This window comes from Caldalkalibacillus thermarum, assembly GCF_014644735.1.
GTDB classification, from domain to species: Bacteria; Bacillota; Bacilli; order Caldalkalibacillales; family Caldalkalibacillaceae; genus Caldalkalibacillus; species Caldalkalibacillus thermarum.
This window is the reverse complement of record NZ_BMKZ01000002.1, coordinates 1-18,945: the sequence shown is the minus strand read 5'-3', so window position 1 is coordinate 18,945 and position 18,945 is coordinate 1. Positions and strand designations below refer to the sequence as shown.

Annotated in this window: 18 protein-coding genes and 2 pseudogenes; 5 read left to right on the top strand and 15 right to left on the bottom strand. The window is 44.1% G+C overall.

Features of this window, described 5'->3' with window-relative positions; genetic code table 11:
* Positions 1 to 25 precede the first annotated feature (25 nt).
* The 3 genes from IEW48_RS01200 to glnA all read left to right on the top strand — a co-directional run bounded on the left by IEW48_RS01200 (position 26) and on the right by glnA (position 3,305).
* Positions 26 to 1,306, top strand: coding sequence for a methionine gamma-lyase family protein (locus IEW48_RS01200; RefSeq protein ID WP_188622329.1), 1,281 nt, complete (start codon positions 26 to 28; stop codon positions 1,304 to 1,306).
* Between the two features lie 174 nt (positions 1,307 to 1,480).
* Entirely contained in the window at positions 1,481 to 1,891 is a 411-nt protein-coding gene (locus IEW48_RS01195; protein WP_188622237.1) for a MerR family transcriptional regulator, read from the top strand.
* A gap of 76 nt (positions 1,892 to 1,967) precedes the next feature.
* A complete protein-coding gene (gene glnA, locus IEW48_RS01190) occupies positions 1,968 to 3,305 on the top strand; it encodes a type I glutamate--ammonia ligase (RefSeq protein WP_007502587.1) in 1,338 nt (445 codons plus the stop codon).
* Between the two features lie 179 nt (positions 3,306 to 3,484).
* On the opposite strand, the gene lexA is transcribed toward glnA, so the two are convergent.
* On the bottom strand, positions 3,485 to 4,105 hold the full coding sequence (lexA, locus tag IEW48_RS01185; RefSeq protein ID WP_188622236.1) for a transcriptional repressor LexA: 621 nt from the start codon (positions 4,103 to 4,105) through the stop codon (positions 3,485 to 3,487).
* A 216-nt stretch (positions 4,106 to 4,321) separates the two neighbouring features.
* On the opposite strand from lexA, the gene IEW48_RS01180 reads away from it, so the two are divergent.
* Together IEW48_RS01180 and IEW48_RS01175 are read left to right on the top strand one after the other, a co-directional pair.
* Positions 4,322 to 4,558 carry a DUF896 domain-containing protein gene (locus tag IEW48_RS01180; protein ID WP_188622235.1) on the top strand — a complete coding sequence of 79 codons (237 nt, stop codon included), beginning with the start codon at positions 4,322 to 4,324 and terminating at the stop codon, positions 4,556 to 4,558.
* 20 nt (positions 4,559 to 4,578) lie between these two features.
* A complete protein-coding gene (locus IEW48_RS01175; RefSeq protein ID WP_188622234.1) occupies positions 4,579 to 5,220 on the top strand; it encodes a GerMN domain-containing protein in 642 nt (213 codons plus the stop codon).
* A 105-nt stretch (positions 5,221 to 5,325) separates the two neighbouring features.
* Here IEW48_RS01175 and uppP read toward each other — a convergent pair whose 3' ends face one another.
* From uppP to IEW48_RS01105, 14 genes and pseudogenes are all read right to left on the bottom strand, one after another.
* Positions 5,326 to 6,156, bottom strand: a complete 831-nt coding sequence (gene uppP / locus IEW48_RS01170; protein WP_188622233.1) for an undecaprenyl-diphosphatase UppP — start codon at positions 6,154 to 6,156, stop codon at positions 5,326 to 5,328.
* Positions 6,157 to 6,532: 376 nt separating this feature from the next.
* Positions 6,533 to 7,348: a pyridoxine/pyridoxal/pyridoxamine kinase gene (pdxK, locus tag IEW48_RS01165; protein WP_188622232.1), complete on the bottom strand. Its 816-nt coding sequence runs from the start codon at positions 7,346 to 7,348 to the stop codon at positions 6,533 to 6,535.
* 744 nt (positions 7,349 to 8,092) lie between these two features.
* Entirely contained in the window at positions 8,093 to 8,848 is a 756-nt protein-coding gene (locus IEW48_RS01160; RefSeq protein WP_188622231.1) for a hypothetical protein, read from the bottom strand.
* A gap of 41 nt (positions 8,849 to 8,889) precedes the next feature.
* Positions 8,890 to 9,150 (bottom strand): metal-sensitive transcriptional regulator, encoded by a 261-nt coding sequence (locus IEW48_RS01155; protein WP_188622230.1) that lies wholly within the window; start codon positions 9,148 to 9,150, stop codon positions 8,890 to 8,892.
* A 61-nt stretch (positions 9,151 to 9,211) separates the two neighbouring features.
* Positions 9,212 to 10,888, bottom strand: a complete 1,677-nt coding sequence (locus tag IEW48_RS01150) for a SulP family inorganic anion transporter (RefSeq protein ID WP_188622229.1) — start codon at positions 10,886 to 10,888, stop codon at positions 9,212 to 9,214.
* A 113-nt stretch (positions 10,889 to 11,001) separates the two neighbouring features.
* Positions 11,002 to 11,229 (bottom strand): sulfurtransferase TusA family protein, encoded by a 228-nt coding sequence (locus tag IEW48_RS01145; RefSeq protein ID WP_188622228.1) that lies wholly within the window; start codon positions 11,227 to 11,229, stop codon positions 11,002 to 11,004.
* Between the two features lie 52 nt (positions 11,230 to 11,281).
* On the bottom strand, positions 11,282 to 11,851 hold the full coding sequence (locus IEW48_RS01140; RefSeq protein ID WP_188622227.1) for a sulfurtransferase TusA family protein: 570 nt from the start codon (positions 11,849 to 11,851) through the stop codon (positions 11,282 to 11,284).
* 51 nt (positions 11,852 to 11,902) lie between these two features.
* Positions 11,903 to 12,382 carry a DsrE/DsrF/DrsH-like family protein gene (locus IEW48_RS01135; RefSeq protein ID WP_188622226.1) on the bottom strand — a complete coding sequence of 160 codons (480 nt, stop codon included), beginning with the start codon at positions 12,380 to 12,382 and terminating at the stop codon, positions 11,903 to 11,905.
* 39 nt (positions 12,383 to 12,421) lie between these two features.
* Positions 12,422 to 13,558 carry an MBL fold metallo-hydrolase gene (locus tag IEW48_RS01130; protein WP_188622225.1) on the bottom strand — a complete coding sequence of 379 codons (1,137 nt, stop codon included), beginning with the start codon at positions 13,556 to 13,558 and terminating at the stop codon, positions 12,422 to 12,424.
* Positions 13,559 to 13,900: 342 nt separating this feature from the next.
* On the bottom strand, positions 13,901 to 14,095 hold the full coding sequence (locus IEW48_RS16945) for a carbonic anhydrase (RefSeq protein WP_229703900.1): 195 nt from the start codon (positions 14,093 to 14,095) through the stop codon (positions 13,901 to 13,903).
* A gap of 484 nt (positions 14,096 to 14,579) precedes the next feature.
* Positions 14,580 to 16,003, bottom strand: a pseudogene (locus IEW48_RS01120) (IS1182 family transposase).
* A gap of 109 nt (positions 16,004 to 16,112) precedes the next feature.
* Entirely contained in the window at positions 16,113 to 16,868 is a 756-nt protein-coding gene (gene istB, locus IEW48_RS01115; RefSeq protein ID WP_188622224.1) for an IS21-like element helper ATPase IstB, read from the bottom strand.
* Between the two features lie 55 nt (positions 16,869 to 16,923).
* On the bottom strand, positions 16,924 to 18,447 hold the full coding sequence (gene istA / locus IEW48_RS01110) for an IS21 family transposase (RefSeq protein WP_229703899.1): 1,524 nt from the start codon (positions 18,445 to 18,447) through the stop codon (positions 16,924 to 16,926).
* A 97-nt stretch (positions 18,448 to 18,544) separates the two neighbouring features.
* Positions 18,545 to 18,787, bottom strand: a pseudogene (locus IEW48_RS01105) (reverse transcriptase domain-containing protein); the annotation flags it as partial.
* Positions 18,788 to 18,945: the final 158 nt, after the last annotated feature.

The following is an 18,945-nucleotide window of genomic DNA, read 5'->3' as shown; positions in this document are numbered from 1 at the left end:
CCAAGGAGACATGCAGACAATGAGCGTGTACGACCAACTAAACTATGGCCACCAACTAAAACCTTACGTTGAACAAGCTGAAGCCAAAATTAAATCAAGATTGGATGAGATCCGGCAAATTGTTGAACTGAACCAGTGGAAGGTGTTGCAAGCTTTTCGTCTCCATGAAGTAGGCGATCATCATTTTGCGCCAAGTACAGGTTACGGCTACGATGATACGGGGCGGGAGGTACTGGAAAAGGTCTATGCCACCATCTTTCAGACAGAAGCTGCTATTGTACGCCCCCAGCTTATTTCAGGCACTCATGCCATCGCCACCTGCTTGTTTGGATTGCTAAGACCGGGTGATGAACTGGTTTATATCACGGGTAAACCTTATGACACACTAGAGCAAGTGATTGGCCAACCAGGTGCAGGATCCTCCCCTGTGCCTGGTTCTTTAGCTGACTATGGCATTGGTTACCGGGAGGTCCCTTTAACCGAAGAAGGTCTCGTTGACCTTGAGGGTATTCGCTCCGCAATCTCAGAAAGAACTAAAGTGATTGGCATTCAGCGTTCAAGGGGTTATGCCAACCGACCTTCGTTTACCATTGCCCAAATACAGGACATGATTTCCTTTGTGCGGGAGATTAAGCCAGAGGTCATTGTTTTTGTGGATAATTGTTACGGGGAATTTGTAGAAGAGCAGGAACCTACCCAGGTCGGAGCAGATATCATGGCCGGTTCCTTGATCAAAAACCCTGGAGGAGGGCTGGTGAGAAGCGGGGGTTATATTGTGGGTAAAACGACGCTGATTGAACAGGTGGGCACCCGCCTGTTTGCCCCAGGAATCGGTTTGGAGGGAGGGGCTAACCTGAACACGCTGCCGGAGATGTACCAAGGCCTGTTTCTCGCCCCCCATATTGTAGGAGAAGCGTTAAAAGGAGCCATTTTTTCTTCTGCCTTGCTGGCTGAGCTGGGATTTAAAACTACGCCGGCCTGGAATGAAAAACGAACAGATTTGATACAATCCATCCAATTTAACTCCAGGGAAAAACTAATTGCTTTTTGCCAAGGGATTCAAAAAGCCTCCCCTGTTAATTCACATGTTACCCCATATCCCAGTCCCATGCCAGGATACGACGATGAGATTATTATGGCGGCGGGCACCTTTATACAGGGGGCAAGCATTGAATTATCTGCCGATGGTCCGCTACGTCCGCCCTATTTAGGGTTTGTACAGGGAGGATTAACCTACGAACATGTTAAAATTGGTATTTTATTCGCCCTGAATGAACTGCTGGAAAAAGGATTGTTAAGCTTATAGTTATGTTTTCACGGGTCATTTTTGGTTGGGCCGCTTGTAGAACTTTTTATGTAAAAATACCTAACATGTGTTGACAACTTTGCTAACTTCATTTACACTAGGGTTAGGTTAAAGATTCAAACAATTACTTCACTTGATGACAAGGGCTGGAGGAAAATGGTGGAGGCGATCTTGATGAGTCAAGAGATTCGTCGCAATATGGCCCTTTTTCCCATTGGCATTGTGATGAAGTTAACTGACTTGACAGCACGGCAGATCCGCTACTATGAAGAGCAAGGCTTGATCAAACCGGCACGTAACAAAGGAAATCAGCGGATTTTTTCTTTAAACGATATTGACCGCTTGTTAGAAATCAAAGCACTAATCGATCAGGGCGTCAATATTGCCGGGATCAAAGCCATTTTCGAAAATAAAAAAGCCCCTGAAGCCAATATCGTGCCAGCGGAAAATGAAAACAAAAATAAGAAACGGAATTTGACAGATAAAGAAGTTCACGACTTATTAAAGCGAGAGCTATTACATGGGTTGTCTAAAGAGAAAGTTTCCCTTATTCAAGGTGAACTGACCCGTTTCTTCCGTAATTAACCACATATTATCTTTCTTTTTATGTGATCTATTTTTTATATATATTTTTAAAATTTGTTAGGGAGGGGAACCTGCTGTGCGCAAAAACTACACTAAAGAAGACATTTTAAAAATGGCAGAGGAGGAAAACGTCCGCTTTATTCGTCTTCAGTTTACTGATCTCTTGGGAACCATAAAAAATGTGGAAATCCCAGTTAGCCAGTTACCCAAAGCGCTGGATAACAAAATGATGTTTGACGGTTCATCTATTGAAGGGTTTGTCCGTATTGAAGAGTCGGACATGTATTTGTACCCTGAACTGGATACATGGATGATCTTTCCGTGGATCACTGATGAAGGAAAAGTGGCCCGTTTAATTTGTGACGTGTATAATCCTGACGGTACACCGTTCGCCGGTGACCCTCGTTACGTTTTGAAACGGGTGCTCAAGGAGGCTGAAGAACTAGGGTTCTCAACCATGAACGTGGGCCCTGAGCCAGAGTTTTTCCTGTTTAAAACCAATGAAAACCTGGAGCCTACGCTGGATGTAAACGATGACGGCGGTTACTTCGACCTGGCTCCCCTTGACCTGGGAGAAAACTGCCGTCGGGATATTGTCTTGACCCTGGAAAAAATGGGCTTTGAAATTGAAGCTTCACACCATGAAGTGGCACCAGGTCAACATGAAATTGACTTTAAGTATGCCGATGCGGTGACTGCTGCTGACTACATCCAAACATTTAAGCTGGTGGTCAAAACTATTGCCAGAAAACACGGGCTGCATGCTACATTTATGCCCAAGCCGATATATGGCATCAACGGTTCTGGCATGCATTGCCACCTCTCGTTGTTCCGCGGTAACGAAAATGCTTTTTATGACGAAAACGATCCTCTGGGTTTAAGTGAAACAGCCAAACATTTCTTAGCAGGGTTGCTGAAGCATGCCAAAGGATTTGCTGCGATCACTAATCCAACCGTAAACTCTTACAAACGTTTGGTTCCTGGTTACGAGGCACCGTGCTACATTGCCTGGTCTGCTAAAAACAGAAGCCCCCTTGTCCGTATTCCTGCTTCAAGGGGATTAAGCACACGTGTTGAATTACGTAACCCTGATCCTGCTGCCAATCCATATCTGGCTTTGGCTGTCATGCTCGCTGCCGGCTTGGACGGCATCAAGAACAGGCTGCCGCTTCCAGAGCCAACTGACCGGAATATTTATGTTATGAATGATCAAGATCGTGCTGAAGCAGGGATTGAGAGCTTGCCTTCAACCCTCAAAGAAGCAATCGAAGCCTTAAAACAGGATGAGGTAATTGTGAAAGCGCTGGGTGATCATGCCTTTACACATTTTGTAGAAGCAAAAGAAATCGAGTGGGACATGTTCAGAACCCAGGTTCATCCTTGGGAACGGGATCAATATATGACTCAATATTAATCTTCAACTGCACAAGCACATACATGATCACATCAGAGAAATTGTTAGAAAAAACAAGCAAGGAAAAAGGGGAGCAGATATTTCTGTTCCCCTTTTACAGTTGGACTAAGCAACCATCCATAATCAGACAGTGTTGCTTGGTCTAAAATCAACTGTCTGTTGCAGTATCATGTCACATTTTAGTGAATATGGCGGAAAACCCCTATTACCTTTCCTAAGATGGTGACATCCTTAAGGATAATAGGCTCCATGGCAGAGTTTTCAGGCTGCAGACGGATCACATTTTTCTCCTTAAAAAAGCGCTTCACGGTTGCTTCATCATCTTCTGTCATGGCTACAACAATGTCACCGTTTTTTGCATGATTTTGTTTGCGAACAATCACATAGTCCCCGTCATAAATACCAGCTTCAATCATACTATCCCCATGTACGATAAGCATAAATAGTTCATTATGATCTGCGGCGAACTTGTCTGGTAAGGGAAAATACTCTTCAATGTTTTCCACGGCTGTAATGGGTTGTCCAGCTGTCACTTTACCGATCACCGGCACGTAGGTGGTACTGACCGTCTCAGGCTGGTTACGGACATCCTCGTCCAGAATCTCAATCGCCCTGGGTTTGGTAGGATTACGGCGTATATATCCTTTTTGTTCCAGCCGGGCTAAATGACCGTGCACCGTCGAACTGGACGCCAACCCCACTGCTTCTCCAATTTCTCGCACAGAAGGTGGATATCCCTTTTCACGGACTTCCTTTTTAATGAAATCGAGTATTAACTTTTGGCGTTTGGATAATGACATACATTTCACCCCAATAACAGTAAATCAGTTACGTCATGTTGGCAAGTTTTGACTATGTATATCTAGAAGCTATTATAACAAATACAAAAAACAAACACAAACATAAGTTCGAAATTTTATAATTTACTTTATGGATTGACGAAAGGAGTCAAAAGTATTACTGTAATAATATAGAATTATTTACAGACAACAAACAGTCAAGTAAAGGGGATCATGATGCTGCCGAAGAGTAAAATTCAGCGGATTAATCAGCTGGCCAAAAAAGCGAAAAGGGAAGGGCTCACGAAAAAAGAGAAGGAAGAACAGGCCCAGTTGCGTCAAGAATACATTCAATCCTTCCGCTCCGCATTCAGAGCCAATTTAATGGGAATTAAAGTAATTGATCCGACCGGAAGAGATGTAACACCGGGCAAACTTAAAAAAGCTCAAAAGCTTTATAAGAAAGAGCACTAGCTAAAGGGGTGGAGTGATTGATGAACAAAGAAAACAGATGGCAATTGCTCTTATTAATGGGCTGTTTGGTAGTCCTCATTCTATCAGCCTGTGGCCAGCAAACAATTGATACCCAAACGGGGGCAGGGGATGAACAAGAGCAAAGTCAAGAAGCGGAAGAGCCTGTAGTTTCTGAACCAAATGAAGAAGCTAATGAAGAAGCGAATAAAGAAGAAGGGGAAAGTGAGAACAACGCTGATGAACAACAGGGTGAAACGGTGAAGATCACATTTTATTATGCAGATCATGATTTGTTAGAGGTTGTTGAGGAGCAACATGAAGTAGTGTTCGAAACTGATGAGGACAAATTGCGTGCCGTATGGAACCACTTACAAAATCCACAGACCGAAACAGCCAATCCCCTGTGGAAAAATTTTGATCTGAACGATATTAGATTGGAAGGGACTACGGTTATTATTGATGTCTCCATGCATGATGGTGCCTATTTTGGGGCAAGTGCTGAAGGAATGGCCATCCAAACCCTGTTAGATACATTTGCCCAGCTTAATGGGGTTGAATACATCCACTTATTGGTTGATGGCAAAGTGAGTGAAACACTGGCTGGCCATGTGAGCATTGAAGAACCCATCCCAGTAGATACGGGAATATATTCTGACCAGTAATCCATAAATCTTAATCATATTGGCCGATCCAAAAAAACATTTACGAAAAATGCCTGAAAAAAGCTGACTCTGTTGTAGAGTCAGCTTTTTTGGTATGGTTATAAGCTATAAATCGATAATCAGTGAGCGATCAAGGAAAAAGTAAACAAAGGCAGCCAGGACATAGCAATAAACAGCAAAGTAAATCAGCCGGCTTTTTTTCAAAAAGTCAATTAACCAAATGATCCCGATGATAGAAAAAATAAAGGAAGCAACAAAAGCGATGAACAAAGGGAAAAGACCGATTTCCGCCACTAGTCCAGGCTCCAGATCTTTAACCATTAACACTGTTGACCCTAAAATAACTGGAATGGCCAGCAAAAACGAAAAGCGTACAGCGGTTTCTCTGTTTAATCCTGTCCATAATGCAGCAACTAAAGTGGAACCTGAACGGGATATTCCAGGGATAACAGCCAGTGTTTGACCCAAGGCAACAACGAAAGTATCTTTTAAGCCCATCGTTGCTTCATTTTTATCGCCGAAGCGGTGAAAACGCTCAATAAAGATAAGCAAACTTCCTGTTACAACCAATGAAAAGGCAATTACAGGCGGTGTTTTCAGAGACTCGTCTATAAAATCGGTCAGCACTACACCTAAGACGCCCGTGATGATGGTGGCCAAGATGATGTAAAGGCTAAATATAAACGAAACTTTATCATGGGGATTACGGTAACGTATGTAAGCAAAGAACCCTTTAATAATCCGGGCCAAATCGTGACGGAAATAGATGATCACAGCCAAAACAGAAGCTAAGTGCAAAAAAATCTCCATGACCAAACCTGGAAACCGCAGGTTAAGCAATAGGGAAGCAATAACAATGTGAGCAGTACTCGAAATGGGAAGAAACTCTGTAATCCCTTGAACGACTCCCAAAATAAGTGCTTCAAGTATCGACATGGAGAAACTCCTTTCGGTTTAACTACTATTTGTCACACAAAACCCATTTTATCACAACTCTATGGGGAGACAAATAGATTTATGACAAGTTTAATGATTGGCAAAGAGCAGCAAAAATAAGTAGAGATTACAGACAAGCAGGATGAGAAAGATCAACCGTTCCGATAAGCTCTTCCCGTTCTTATGGGGAAAGGAAACGAAAAACGTTTTTTGTAAGGGTAAAACAAAGGGACTCCGCCTTTTGTAAGGAAATCACCTACCACTCAGTCTGATGACCATTGAGGGTATAAATTGACAAGATAAAACAAGCAATAAGTAATCCACCCGACGCCCGACGATGCTGCGTCAAGGTGGATGAAAGGGTTAGCCTCAGTCTTCATGCGTTGAAGGAATTTAAGGCAAGATGGTTCACCGAACCCACATATTGGTTAAGCTTAAACCCTTGACGGATAGCCTGTGTGATAAATTTTTTGGCTTGCTGAACTGCTTCTTGAACAGAGGTTCCTTTGGCTAACTCAGCCGTAATCATCGCTGCAAACGTACATCCTGCCCCATGAGTATAAGCAGTGTCTACCCGTTCCCACTCGAGTATTTCAAAGGAGCGGCCGTCGTACAAAACATCAACAGCCATATTATTGTCCAGTTTTCCACCTTTAATGACCACGTAGCGCGGACCTAATTCATGAATGATCGTCGCTGCTTCTTTCATATCATCAATAGATTTAATGGCAGGACGCTGACTTAACTGTGCTGCCTCAAATAGATTAGGCGTAACCACAGCAGCTTTCGGAACAAGCACCTCTCTTAAACTGGCAGCAGCGTCGGGGTTAACAGGTTCATCTGCACCTTTACATACCATTACCGGATCAACCACAACTCGATCAAGATTATAGCGGTCAATGGTATCAGCTACCAATTCGATGATATCAGAGGTGGGCAGCATCCCTGTTTTCACTGCCTCAACACCAATTCCGGAAAGTACTGTGTTTAATTGTGCTCTGACTGTATCTGTGGGAAGAGGGTAAACAGCATGAAACCAGTCGCGGTCAGGATCTTGTGCCACGATTGTGGTCAACACTGTCAAACCGTACACATTGCGAGATTGGAAAGCCTTAAGGTCAGCTTGGATTCCTGCTCCGCCACTCGTATCTGAACCGGCAATGGTCAAAGCTTTATACACTTTAGTGTCCATTGTTTCATCTCCTTTGGTTTGGGTATGCTGTTACTTAATATTTTAACATTGGACCTTCATGTTGTGATCATTTTATTTCAACAAAACATCGTTTCACCAAAACAAACAAAACAGCGGAGAGGAAAGAGTGAGGGGAGAGTGGTTTTTATTTTATTCAGATACCTGTTCCCCTTTAAATATAAAGCTCAGAATTGTTAAGCCCAACAACCAAAGTGAAAAACTAAGCAACCCTTCAAGCCATTCCACCATTTCAAATTCCTCCTCACAAAACGCCAACAAGCATTCTTAAGAATATATGTTCTAGGAACGTTTGTTCTTATTATACATAGACCAAAAGAAAAAGACAAGCGATTGAGAAAAATTTGATTTGGATAGGATACATATGTGCATCTGGTAGATGTGAGCACCTGATATATGCAAGAGTTTTTAGCAAGCAATAACAATAAGAAAAATCCAGACAGATAAGTGACGTCTTGGGGATCAAACAGTTAGTAGTGTCAGTTACAACGAGGCGTCACGAAAAGCGGTCATGAAGAGTATCAATCATTTGGATAAGATAATTTTTGATGATTGGGATAAGGGTTTGTCAGCAGCCTCAATTTTTTGGTTACATTATGTCCGATAATATATATTATGTAAACTAAACTATTAAAATGAACTGCCATGCCTCTGTCGTGATAAGCTCCCATCTCCCCCATGTTAAACATAAGCTCGTTGTCGTTGCACAGATCGTCTTTTCTCTTCTCAGTTCCTCTTTTCATCAGCGCTCCTGATTTCAAGGCAGTCAATGGTTTTCTCACAGCGGGCTTTGATAAGCATGATAAACCCAATGACAAGCAAGAAGAAGTAAAATTGCCGGGGCTCTATCAGTCCCAAAAGTGGCATCTGTTCACGCGCGGCAGTGCTGATCAACAGTTGGCCGCTGCTGAATCCGGCCAAGGCTTGGCCCAACCAACGGACGGATTGGGGATGAAAGCCTTGCCAGACAATCCACATCAGCAATAAGACATGCCAAAACATTTGATAAAGATGCACAGGATGTGCTTCTAAGGACAACAGGTCTGCTAACCAGGTCCATTCTATCTGGTTTCCTCTCTGGCGGGTCAACACTGATTGGATGAAACCCGCCACAATTGTAATCAGGATCAACAGATTAAGCTGATTGACAAGAGGGAGACTTTGTTTTTTCGTTTTAAAGAGCAAGTAAACACTGAAAACCAGAACAGCCACCCACAGCTCTTTGTACCCACCCCGGTAAAATAGCAGGAGTACTGGATCTTGCAGAAAAAACAGAGGTCTGAACAAAAGCGGACTTAGCTTCCAGGCCAGTAAAGCATAGAAAAACGCACTGAGCAAGATATCAGCACTCAACCTCTTCTCCCTGTCTGCAACCGCTGTGTGCCATTTGAGATAATAGAGCAGGACAGCAAAAATAGCTAAACCATAACTCACAAAGTTGACGGGTATTACCAGCGGACCGATAATCACACTCTCATTCATTATCAAAATCTCACCTTCTGTATCTCAAATTGCCCCAGTTCTTAACGGCTCTTCACCAGCAGTTGAATCGCTTCTTGAATCACCTTGTCTGCGCTTTCGCCCTTTTCCATCTGCTGCAACATGCACTGTTCCATATTCTTCCCGATGATATAGGCCGTTGCTTTATCCAGGGCTGCACGAATGGCAGTCAGCTGGTAAATCACTTCTTTGCAATCCTTCTCTTCTTCCATCATTCTCAACACGCCGCGCACTTGTCCTTCCACCCGTTTGAGACGGTTTTTCATATCATTAGTATACTTCATGATTTCACCTCCCGCCCATCACAAAGATATCACATTGATGCGGTCCGGAGCCGCCGCCTGTCTAAGGGGCATATTGCAAACCCAAATCTTCCACTGCCTCAGCCACAGACATGTAATAAAGATGTTTGCCCACTTTATTGTTCCAGTTGGCTCGGTGCACCACATCTAAAACCGACCCCTTCATGTTTGCAAAGGCAAAGCGAATGCCCCGCTGTTTCAAATTGTCCATCACAGCTTCCAGCGCATCGACCGCGACAGCATCCATATCATTGACGCCGGACATGTCCATCACGATCCATTGGAGTTCAGGCCGCTCTTGACTATAGTGCTCTAATTTATTTTCTAAAAAGGCCATATTGGCAAAATAAAGGGAAGCATCCACTCGAAGTAACAGAGCATTTTTAAACGTTTTGGCCTCTGGATAGCGCCGGATGTTGCGAAAGACCCTGTCCTGCTCCAAGTAGCCCAGTTCAGCCACGTGAGGATAGGCACTTCGCCAGATAAAGAGCAGAAGTGAGACAGCTACACCAATCATAATACCTGGCTCGATCCCTATCAACAGCGTGCTGAAAAAAGTGATCAGCAATATCCAGCCATCACTTTGTTTAATCTTAAAAAGGTGCAACGCTTCCCGCACGTCAATCAAATCATAGACCGCCACCATGATAATGGCAGCCAACACCGCGTGAGGCAAGTAATAAAATAGAGGTGTCAGAAAGAGCAACGTCATGATGACCAGCACAGCGGTGACGATGGAAGCCAGTACGGTTTTGGCTCCGGACTGGTAATTGACTGCCGTCCGAGAAAAACCACCTGTTACTGGCATGGAAGAGAAAAATGAACCGGCAATATTGGCCAGACCCAAGCCCCGCAACTCCTGATCAGGATCCACTTTGTATTTTTCCTTGGCCGCAATCGCTTTAGCTACGGCAATCGATTCCATGAAACCAACCAAAGCGATTGTAAATGCAGTTGGCAGCAACAATTGCACTGCTTCCATACTCAAATCCGGCACAGAAAATCCTGGAATACCACGGGGAACATCTCCAACGATGCTGACCCCGTGTTGATCCAAATTGAAAAAGCGAATCAGCACCACAGCCAACAGGACGACCACAATGGGTGCGGGCAGACGGGGAGTGACCCGCTTCAGCACCACCAATAGAGCGATACTGCCCAAACCAAGGGCCAGGGTGATGGGATCAATCTCCCTCCAACGCCCGATCGCTTCCAGGATCAATTGATGGGTATACTCATGTGTAGCCAATGGAACCCCCAACAGATGTTTCAGCTGACTTAAACCGATAACGATGGCGGCCGCTGACGTGAAGCCACTGATCACAGCATGGGACAAAAAGTTGACCAAAAACCCCAGGCGCATCACCCCCATCACCAACTGGATCAGCCCAACCAACAGTGACAACAACAGGACATAAGCCACAAATTGAGGGCTTCCCGGTTCTGCCAGCGCCGATACACCGCTGAAAACCAAGAGAGAAACCATGGCGACTGGTCCGACAGCCAAATGGCGTGAAGAAGCAAAGAGTGCATAGACCAGCAAAGGGATGGTGACTGAATAAAGCCCGATGACCGGATCAACACCAGCCAACATGGCGTAGGCCAATCCCTGGGGAATGAGCATGACGGCCACAGTCAGTCCGCTGGTCAAATCACCACTCAAATGTTCCCGCTGATAAGGGATGAGCTGACTCAAACCTGGCATCCACTGTTTACTCATGCACACGTCCGCCTTTCATTTAAAGATCGCTAAACAATGAGATCGCTCATCTGCAGAGAAAGGCTGACCCCCTTGTGGTTAGGCCGGGGTCAGCCGCTGAGTGTAGAAGGAAGTTATCCTTTTTTTATCCAGAACTTGTAACAACCGTTCTCTTCTTTTTGCTCAATAAGCTCATGCCCTGATGCTTTAGCCCAGGATGGAATATCTTTAACCGCTCCTTTATCGCTGGCATGAACTTCCAGTATTTGACCGGTTGACAGGGTATCAATCGCCTTTTTGGCTCTGACCACAGGCATTGGGCAGGACAGCCCGGTAGCATCCAGAACTTTGTCACTACGCAACAGATCTTCTCCTCCTTCTCAGTCATGGTAACATCTCAATCAGAATAGATGGCTAAATTTCCTTTTCCGTGGGTCCGTTCCATTCAGACATGCCCGGAACCACATTAAACACCTTTTTAAAGCCTTTGTCAGCCAGTATTTTGGCAGCCATATCGCTACGGTTGCCGGTCCGGCAGACAACATAAATGGTCTCTTCCGGATTGAGTTCCTGCAGGCGGTCTTCCAGTTCACCCAGGGGAATGGATCGCGCCCCAGGAATGTGACCAAAGGCATATTCGGCCGGCTCGCGCACATCAAGAATAGTTACATCTTCCTGATTCAGCATCTGGGCCAGTTCTTCGTTTGGGATGACATGTGGGAATTTCGTCTCCGGCTTCACTTCACCAGGATCGGCTTTGCGCACATAATGGATAAGCACATCCCCTTCTTCTTTGGTCCCCAAATAGTGGTGTCCCGTGCTTTTGGCCCATCCTTGAAGGTCAGCCAGTGAACCGCGGTCGGTGGCTTGAATTTCTAGCACCTGGCCCGGTTGCAGCTCTTCTATTGCTTTTTTCGTTCTGACGATAGGCATGGGACATGACAATCCCTGGCAATCCAGCACTTTATCCGCTTTGATCGACATGGTGCATTCCTCCTGTCAGTTGATATTATTGTAAAACGAGTCTTAATAAAGCTAAATAAACAGGTTGATATTGGATTCGTTTGCTTCAGACAAATAGTGTGCCACGCCGGCAAATTCAAGGCCATCGATCAGTTCCTCTTTGTGGAGCCCGAGAGCGTCCATGGACATGGTGCAGGCCACCAATTTAATGTCCAGTTCCCGGGCCAACTCGATCAGCTCTTTCAAAGAGGTGATGTTTTTTTCTTTCATCACTTTTTTCATCAGTTTCGCACCCATACCGCCCAAATTCATTTTGGATAAACCTAATTTTTCCGGACCACGGGGCATCATTTTGCCGAACATTTTATCTAGAAAAGGTTTGTCAATATGAACGTATTGCTCCTTACGCAAAATGTTCAAACCCCAGAAGGTGAAAAACATGGTCACTTCCTTTCCCATTGCTGCCGCACCTGTACCGATGATAAAGCTGGCCATCGCCTTGTCCAAATCACCGCTGAAAACGATGATTGTCGTCTTCTTGAATTCTGCCATTACATGCACTCCTCTCTATTCCGCTTAACCAAGGACTTATTAACGGTCATGTACCGCACAGCGGTTGGGACCGATCTCCATTTCAGTCTGCTGTTCAGGACCGGGAGTCAGCTTGCCCATGTTGGTCTGTCTGATTTCCTGGTAACTGTTGGGCTGAGGGGGCAGCTGTTCCGTGACCGTCTTTCTGAACTCAGCTTCGTCTTCAATGTTTAAGCCTTGGTTAGAGGCATACAAGTCACCCAGGCGAGCCGAAATACTGCCATCTTCATTCATTTCCGTGATTTTACCAAAGTGCGCCGGCAAAACGATTAAATCTGGATCTAAGGACCGATATAAATGATAAAGCGTGTGCCGCAAATCACCGACCCAATCTTCGGCCTTGCCGGCCAGATCCGGTCGGCCGATCGAGTCGACAAATAAGATGTCACCGGTCAACAAGTACTGATTGTCTACGATCAAAGAGGTGCTGCCAATCGTATGGCCTGGAGAGTGCAGGGCATGGATGGTTACCTTCGTCTGGCCAATGGTGATCTCTTGTCCGTCTTGCAAAGGTTGGTAGCTAAAAGTGACTTCACCAGCGTCTTTGGGTGGCAACCAGTAAGTGGCCCCCACTTTCTGGGCCAGATGGCGTCCGCCCGAAATATGATCGGCATGCAAATGCGTATCAATAAGGTGAGTGATGGACACTTTCTTCTGCTCGGCAAACTGCTCATAGGTGTCGATCATACGCAACGGATCGACCACTGCGGCTTCTCCGTCAGAGACAATCATGTACGACAAACATCCTTTGCCGAGGCGGACAAATTGGTACAATTCACCCCCGTGAGCCAGATCACCAATTTTGACCGGCTCCAGATGTTCACTCCATGCTTTCATGCCGCCTTGAAGATAATAAACATCGCGTCCGGTTGCTTCCACAATCTGTTGGGCCACAAATTTAGAAGAACCTTCTTTGGCGCAGACCACTAAAATCTCTTTTTGCTCCGGCAACTTCTCCAAGACACGCTCAACATCATCAATCAATTCAAAATAAGGGATATTTAACGTTTCGACAGCGTGACCTTCAATTTTCCAATCGTTAAAATCGGATTCGTTGCGGACATCAAGGATAAACAGTGGTTCTCTGTCCATCACTTTACGGGCCAATTGATCCGCCGCCATCACCTGTATACTCATCGTCAACAACTCCTTCTTAATTTTTGTTACGATTATACCCCCTTGGGTAATTTTATAATATACCAATAGGGGTATATGTGTCAATGGATTTTGTTAAAAAAATAGTTGATTAGTCATCTCTTTAGCTGCCTTTATCTCATCATGCCCAGATACAGCACTTAAACATTCTAATTCACCTGTTTCAAGATGAAACAAGCACGGAATGATTTCGACTCCTTTGCCGCACTGTTGAAAGACAGGATGACGTTTAAGTTCTTCCACTTGTTGGAACACATTAATCTTGGCCAGTTCATCAATGCTATATTCACCATCTTTCGGTAGTCCTGCACGAATGTGGTTTAACTATTTTTGCCATTGTGGCTCATCGTTATTTTGCCAAGCAGCGGTTAACCCACCGCAGCCAGTGTGACCTTGAATCACGATTTTCTTCACTTTCAAATGTTTAAGTGCATAGTAGAGGCTCGCAGAAAAACTTTCATCCTCTGGATGCACCTGATTCGCAATATTGCGGTGAACAAACAGATGCCCGAGAGGCATTTGGGTAATCACCAACGGACTAACGCGGGAGGCACTGCAGGATAAGTCAAAAAACTCCTTCAGTTCACCATTTCTTCAAACATTAATTTGGATACCTTCGTCTGGCCAATGGTGATCTCTTGTCCGTCTTGCAAAGATTGGTAACTAAAAAGTAAAAAAGTACCCCTGTCTCAACTAAAGGGTACTCTTATATATAACCATCAGATTGATATCCAAATTGCTCCATGAAAAGCAAATAAAAAGGAAGGGTTTCCCGATTAAATTGCACAATCATGGCTACTCCCGAAATGAGAACGATGAGCGCAGAAGGTAAGAGGATAGTATTTACCCAACGTTTAAGCCGCGTCAAAAGATAGTGTAATAATTCTTCGCCTTTTTCAGTTTGCTTTAACGACCGCAGTATATAGACCAACATGAGAGCCGAACCAAGTCAAACAACGATACCTATGATGTGCAGAAAGTAAAATAACATCAAAATTAATATTCAGACTGAAGACAAACCTCTTTTGAACCGAAGGTTCAGAAGGGGGTTTGTTGTAAATGAAGGCAAAAAAATAAGAGAACCGCTGGTTCTCCACTTCCACGTGGCCAGCTTTTTCATATTCATGGCAGCAAAAACAAGCATCGCCTGCATCGTGTTTTTCTTCTTACCCCTAAGGGTAGTCCAACGCATGCCATGCTTCTCCTTTAAATCAGCAAATACGCGTTCAATTGTTTCTTTGCACATTGCATATATTTTCTTGTTTTCATTGGTAAGCCTCAAATGCTCTACCTCGTCCAGATAATCCTGCCAAATATGCCGATGAATAATTTTTGTATGATCTCGACTTTGGGTACATTGTGAGAGCATCGGGCAATTCTTGCAAAACTCTGGATCAGATTTATATTGGCGATATCCTTCACGGGTGGTTGTACAATACTCAAGGGTTTGCCCTGCCGGGCAAATATAACAGTCATAATACTCATCATAAACATATTCATGTTTTCGAAAGAATCCTTTTTTCGTTTGGGGGCGTGTATAGGGCATAACAGGACGGATATGATCATCAATGAGCATCTTACTAATGTGTGGCGTTTTATAACCCGCATCAAGAGCAACAGTTGAAGGCTTTCCTATCTGAGTTTTAATTTTTTCAAAAAGGTCCGCAAAGACCTGGCTATCGTGGATGTTACTAGGCTCTACAACGGCTCTCAAAACAAATCCATTCTTGTCACAAGCCGTGTGATAAGAATAAGCAAACAACCTTTCCTTTCATTCTTAACAAAATAACCACTCTCAGGATCCGTTGTACTTTCCTTAACTTCTTTTGTTTCAGTTGTTGTCTTGGGAGCCAAAGGCTTTTTTCCACGATTCACCCGATCTTCGTTAATTTCTTTCATGAGTTGCTCTTGATAGCGCCGGGTTTCAGTTCTGACTTTCTTCTTGATAAATTTCTTTTTATTGGCATGAGCTTTAACGTGGGTAGAGTCGATAAAGACGACCTCCGGATCAACAAAGCCATGCTCTACAGCTTCTTTCAGAATACGATAGAATATGGTTTCAAACAGGTCAGTGTCTTGAAAACGACGAACATAATTTTTGCCAAAGGTTGAGAAGTGCGGAATTTTTTCCGTTAAATCGTAACCTAAGAACCATCGATAGGCCACATTCGTTTCAATCTCCTTGATCGTTTGGCGCATAGACTTAATACCAAACAAATATTGGATTAAAGCAATTTTAATAAGCACCACAGGGTCTATACTTGGGCGTCCATTGTCTGGTGAATAATAATCAGCAACCAAATCGTAAATAAAGTCAAAATTGATGGCTTGGTCGATTTTTCGAACTAAATGATCCTTCGGGACCAAATCATCAATAGAAACCACTTCAAGCTGATACCGAGCGTCTTTATTTCGTTTCGATAACATGCCGTAAGCCCCTCAAAACATAATCCTACTTTATATATTCAACAAAAAAGCTTGTAGACTGTGAGCGTCAAGTACAATTGAACAATTTTCGCTAAATAATTTTGAGCACCTAGTCATTTCCAAATATGGTTTTCCTGTATTTCAAACGATAACTGTCACCGGTGAGATGAATCACCTCGCTTTTATGGAGTAGCCGGTCCAGAATGGCTGTGGTAATGGCCGGATCACCTAATAACTCTCCCCAATCTTCCGGTCCTTTGTTAGAGGTAATGATCACAGATGATTGGGCATAGAGTTTGTTGATGAGTTGAAAGAAAAGATTGGCTTCATGCCGGTTGATGGCTATGAACATCAAATCATCAATGATGACAAGATCTGACTGAGTGATTCTTTTCAATTTGGTTTGGGCGCTTCTTGTTACTTCTTGGGTACGCAGCAACTGGATTAAATGATCCATGGTCACAAAGCTGACTTTGTATCCTTGCTGAATCGCTTCTACTCCTATGCCAATGGCCAGGTGAGTTTTACCCACCCCCGGCGGGCCCAATAAGATGAGGTTATAAACCTGTTCAATCCATAAGAGTTCACGCAACTGTTGAAATTGCTGCCGGCTTAGGGCAGGCTGGGCGCTAATGTCGAACTCATCAAGGGATTGGTGGACAGGAAAGCCGGCCCACTTGAGCCGTTTGGCCAATTGTTTTTCTTCCCGCTTGCGTATTTCGTATCCCAACAGTTTCGTCAGAAACTGTTGATAACTGAATCCATTTGTTTCGGCTTCCATCAGTTGTTCCTCAATCACTTCGGCGATGGAGGCCAATTTGAGTGTTTTCAAGCTGTGTTTCAATTGCACTAAGCTTTCTGACATAGCCTCTCTCCCTCCAGGATACGAATGTAAACTTGAGGATCTCGAATGTCTGCTTTCACTTGCGAGTGTGATTGATGTCCGAGCATGGTGGGTTTGATCTCAGGTTGATGTTCATGATGGTGTGCTTGTTGTCTCTGTGCTTGTTGCATAAAATGTTGCACTGCATCGCTAGAGGCTCTACACTGTACAGTTGGTATGTCAGACAGTAGGCTAAAGCTTGTCCAATCACTCCAGAATGAGGGTTGGCTTTGTTCATGACTTCCTGTATCTTTTGCAATTGATCTCTCATATAACGCTGCTTCCGCTGATAGATTTCTTTCAAAAAGAGGGTGGCTTGATCCGGTTCTGGAAAACGCCCGGCCACTTGTTGCATTAATGCTTGAATTCCTTTGCTGCGGTCCCTTTTATGATTCGTATTTTGAATCAACTTGCCTTTTTCGTGGCAAATCGCGTGTTGGGCAAGTACTTCGCCTGTTTCCCAGTCGTAGATGGTCAGGGTATCGTTTTGAATCTTTAGTCCAACTCTTTTACCCTTGTCATCATAGGTCCCTAGAGGGACCGAGTAGCGGTTCCCGGCATAAAGAATGGTATTGTCTTTTCGGACAACTCTTGTTATACTGGCCTTAGCTTGATTGATATAGTATTTTTCTTGGACCGGGCGAAGGTAAAGACGTTCCTGTTGGAACACTTCGGCCGGTATTTTTTTGGTTGTCTGATGCACTTTGCCATTGCCTGTTCGCTCAAGCCAGGCCAGACAGTCTTCACTCCATTGGGCCAGATTGTAGTAGGTCCGGTGACGGGTAAAGTTCTTTTTCACATAGCCAACAACGTTTTCCACTTTTCCTTTGCTTTCCGGGTCTCCTTTGCGGCACATGCGAACCTTAAATGCCCTGTGCTTCAGATAATTGGCAAATTCTTTTGTGTAAATAAGATCTCCACCATTTTCACTCACTAAGATGAGATGGTCTTGATCATAAACAATTTCTTGAGGAAGACCGCCGTAAAAGGCGAAAGCTTGTTCATGAGCCTGAATGACATCTGCTGTTGTAAAGGGACGGTCCAGCCAATACACAAATTTGTAACGGGAATGGGATAATACACAAGCCATAAACCACAGTTTCTGAGGTTGATGAAACGTATTTCTGAAGGTGACCTGACCAAAGTCAACTTGCATTTGTTGTCCCATAGGCGGGTCGAGGGCCGCTTCATATTGCCGAGTCGTCTTTATTTTTGGAATGCTATACTCCTTTCTCAGTTGACTAACATAGCACCTGACGGTACTTTCACCGACCGTAAGGTCAGGATATCTCTCCTTAATCCAATCATGGATCTGTGCACTTGAAATATCGGGATACTGTTTCAACCAGGTGATGAGCTTCTCTTTGATACAGTCTAATTTCTTTTGTCTCACTTCCATGTGCTCCAACATATCTTCAAATTCTTCAGGTGTCATATTGATATATTTGTAAACTGTATTGCGGCTAATCCCCAATCGTCTGGCAATTTGCGATTTGTTAAGTCCCAGTTTCTTTAGCTGTTGAATCTCTAGGTACATGTTCCACCTTTCCATTTTATTCATATTTTCCTCTCCCAACTGTTTTGATGTTTCCAGTAATATGATACTGGGAGAGGAATGTTATGGTAAATAGTGTTCACTGTTATCCAGCGATTTTTGTTAATTCTAATTTAGCATTCACAATGCTTTGCTTCACACGTTCTCCTGCGCGCCTACTGCGCACATAAATGTTACAATCATCCGCGTAACGGCAGAAGCGCAACCCTCGCTTTTCAAGTTCCTTGTCTAGGTCATCGAGAAGAATATTGGCCAATAACGGGTTCAGTGGACCTCCTTGCGGCGTTCCTTCTTCTGAGCGAACTTTGATGCCAGCAATCATGATCCCCGCTTTTAAATAGGGTTTGCTGAAAAACAAAAAATTGTTGAGATGAAAGGGAAAAGACCTATTTTTGGCGAAATTAAGTGCAAGGGTTTTTCAAAAACCACCTACAAAAACCTTGCACTTGGAGGTATTGCTGTGTATCGCCATAACCAGGATCAGCTGATCATGCCGCATGAATT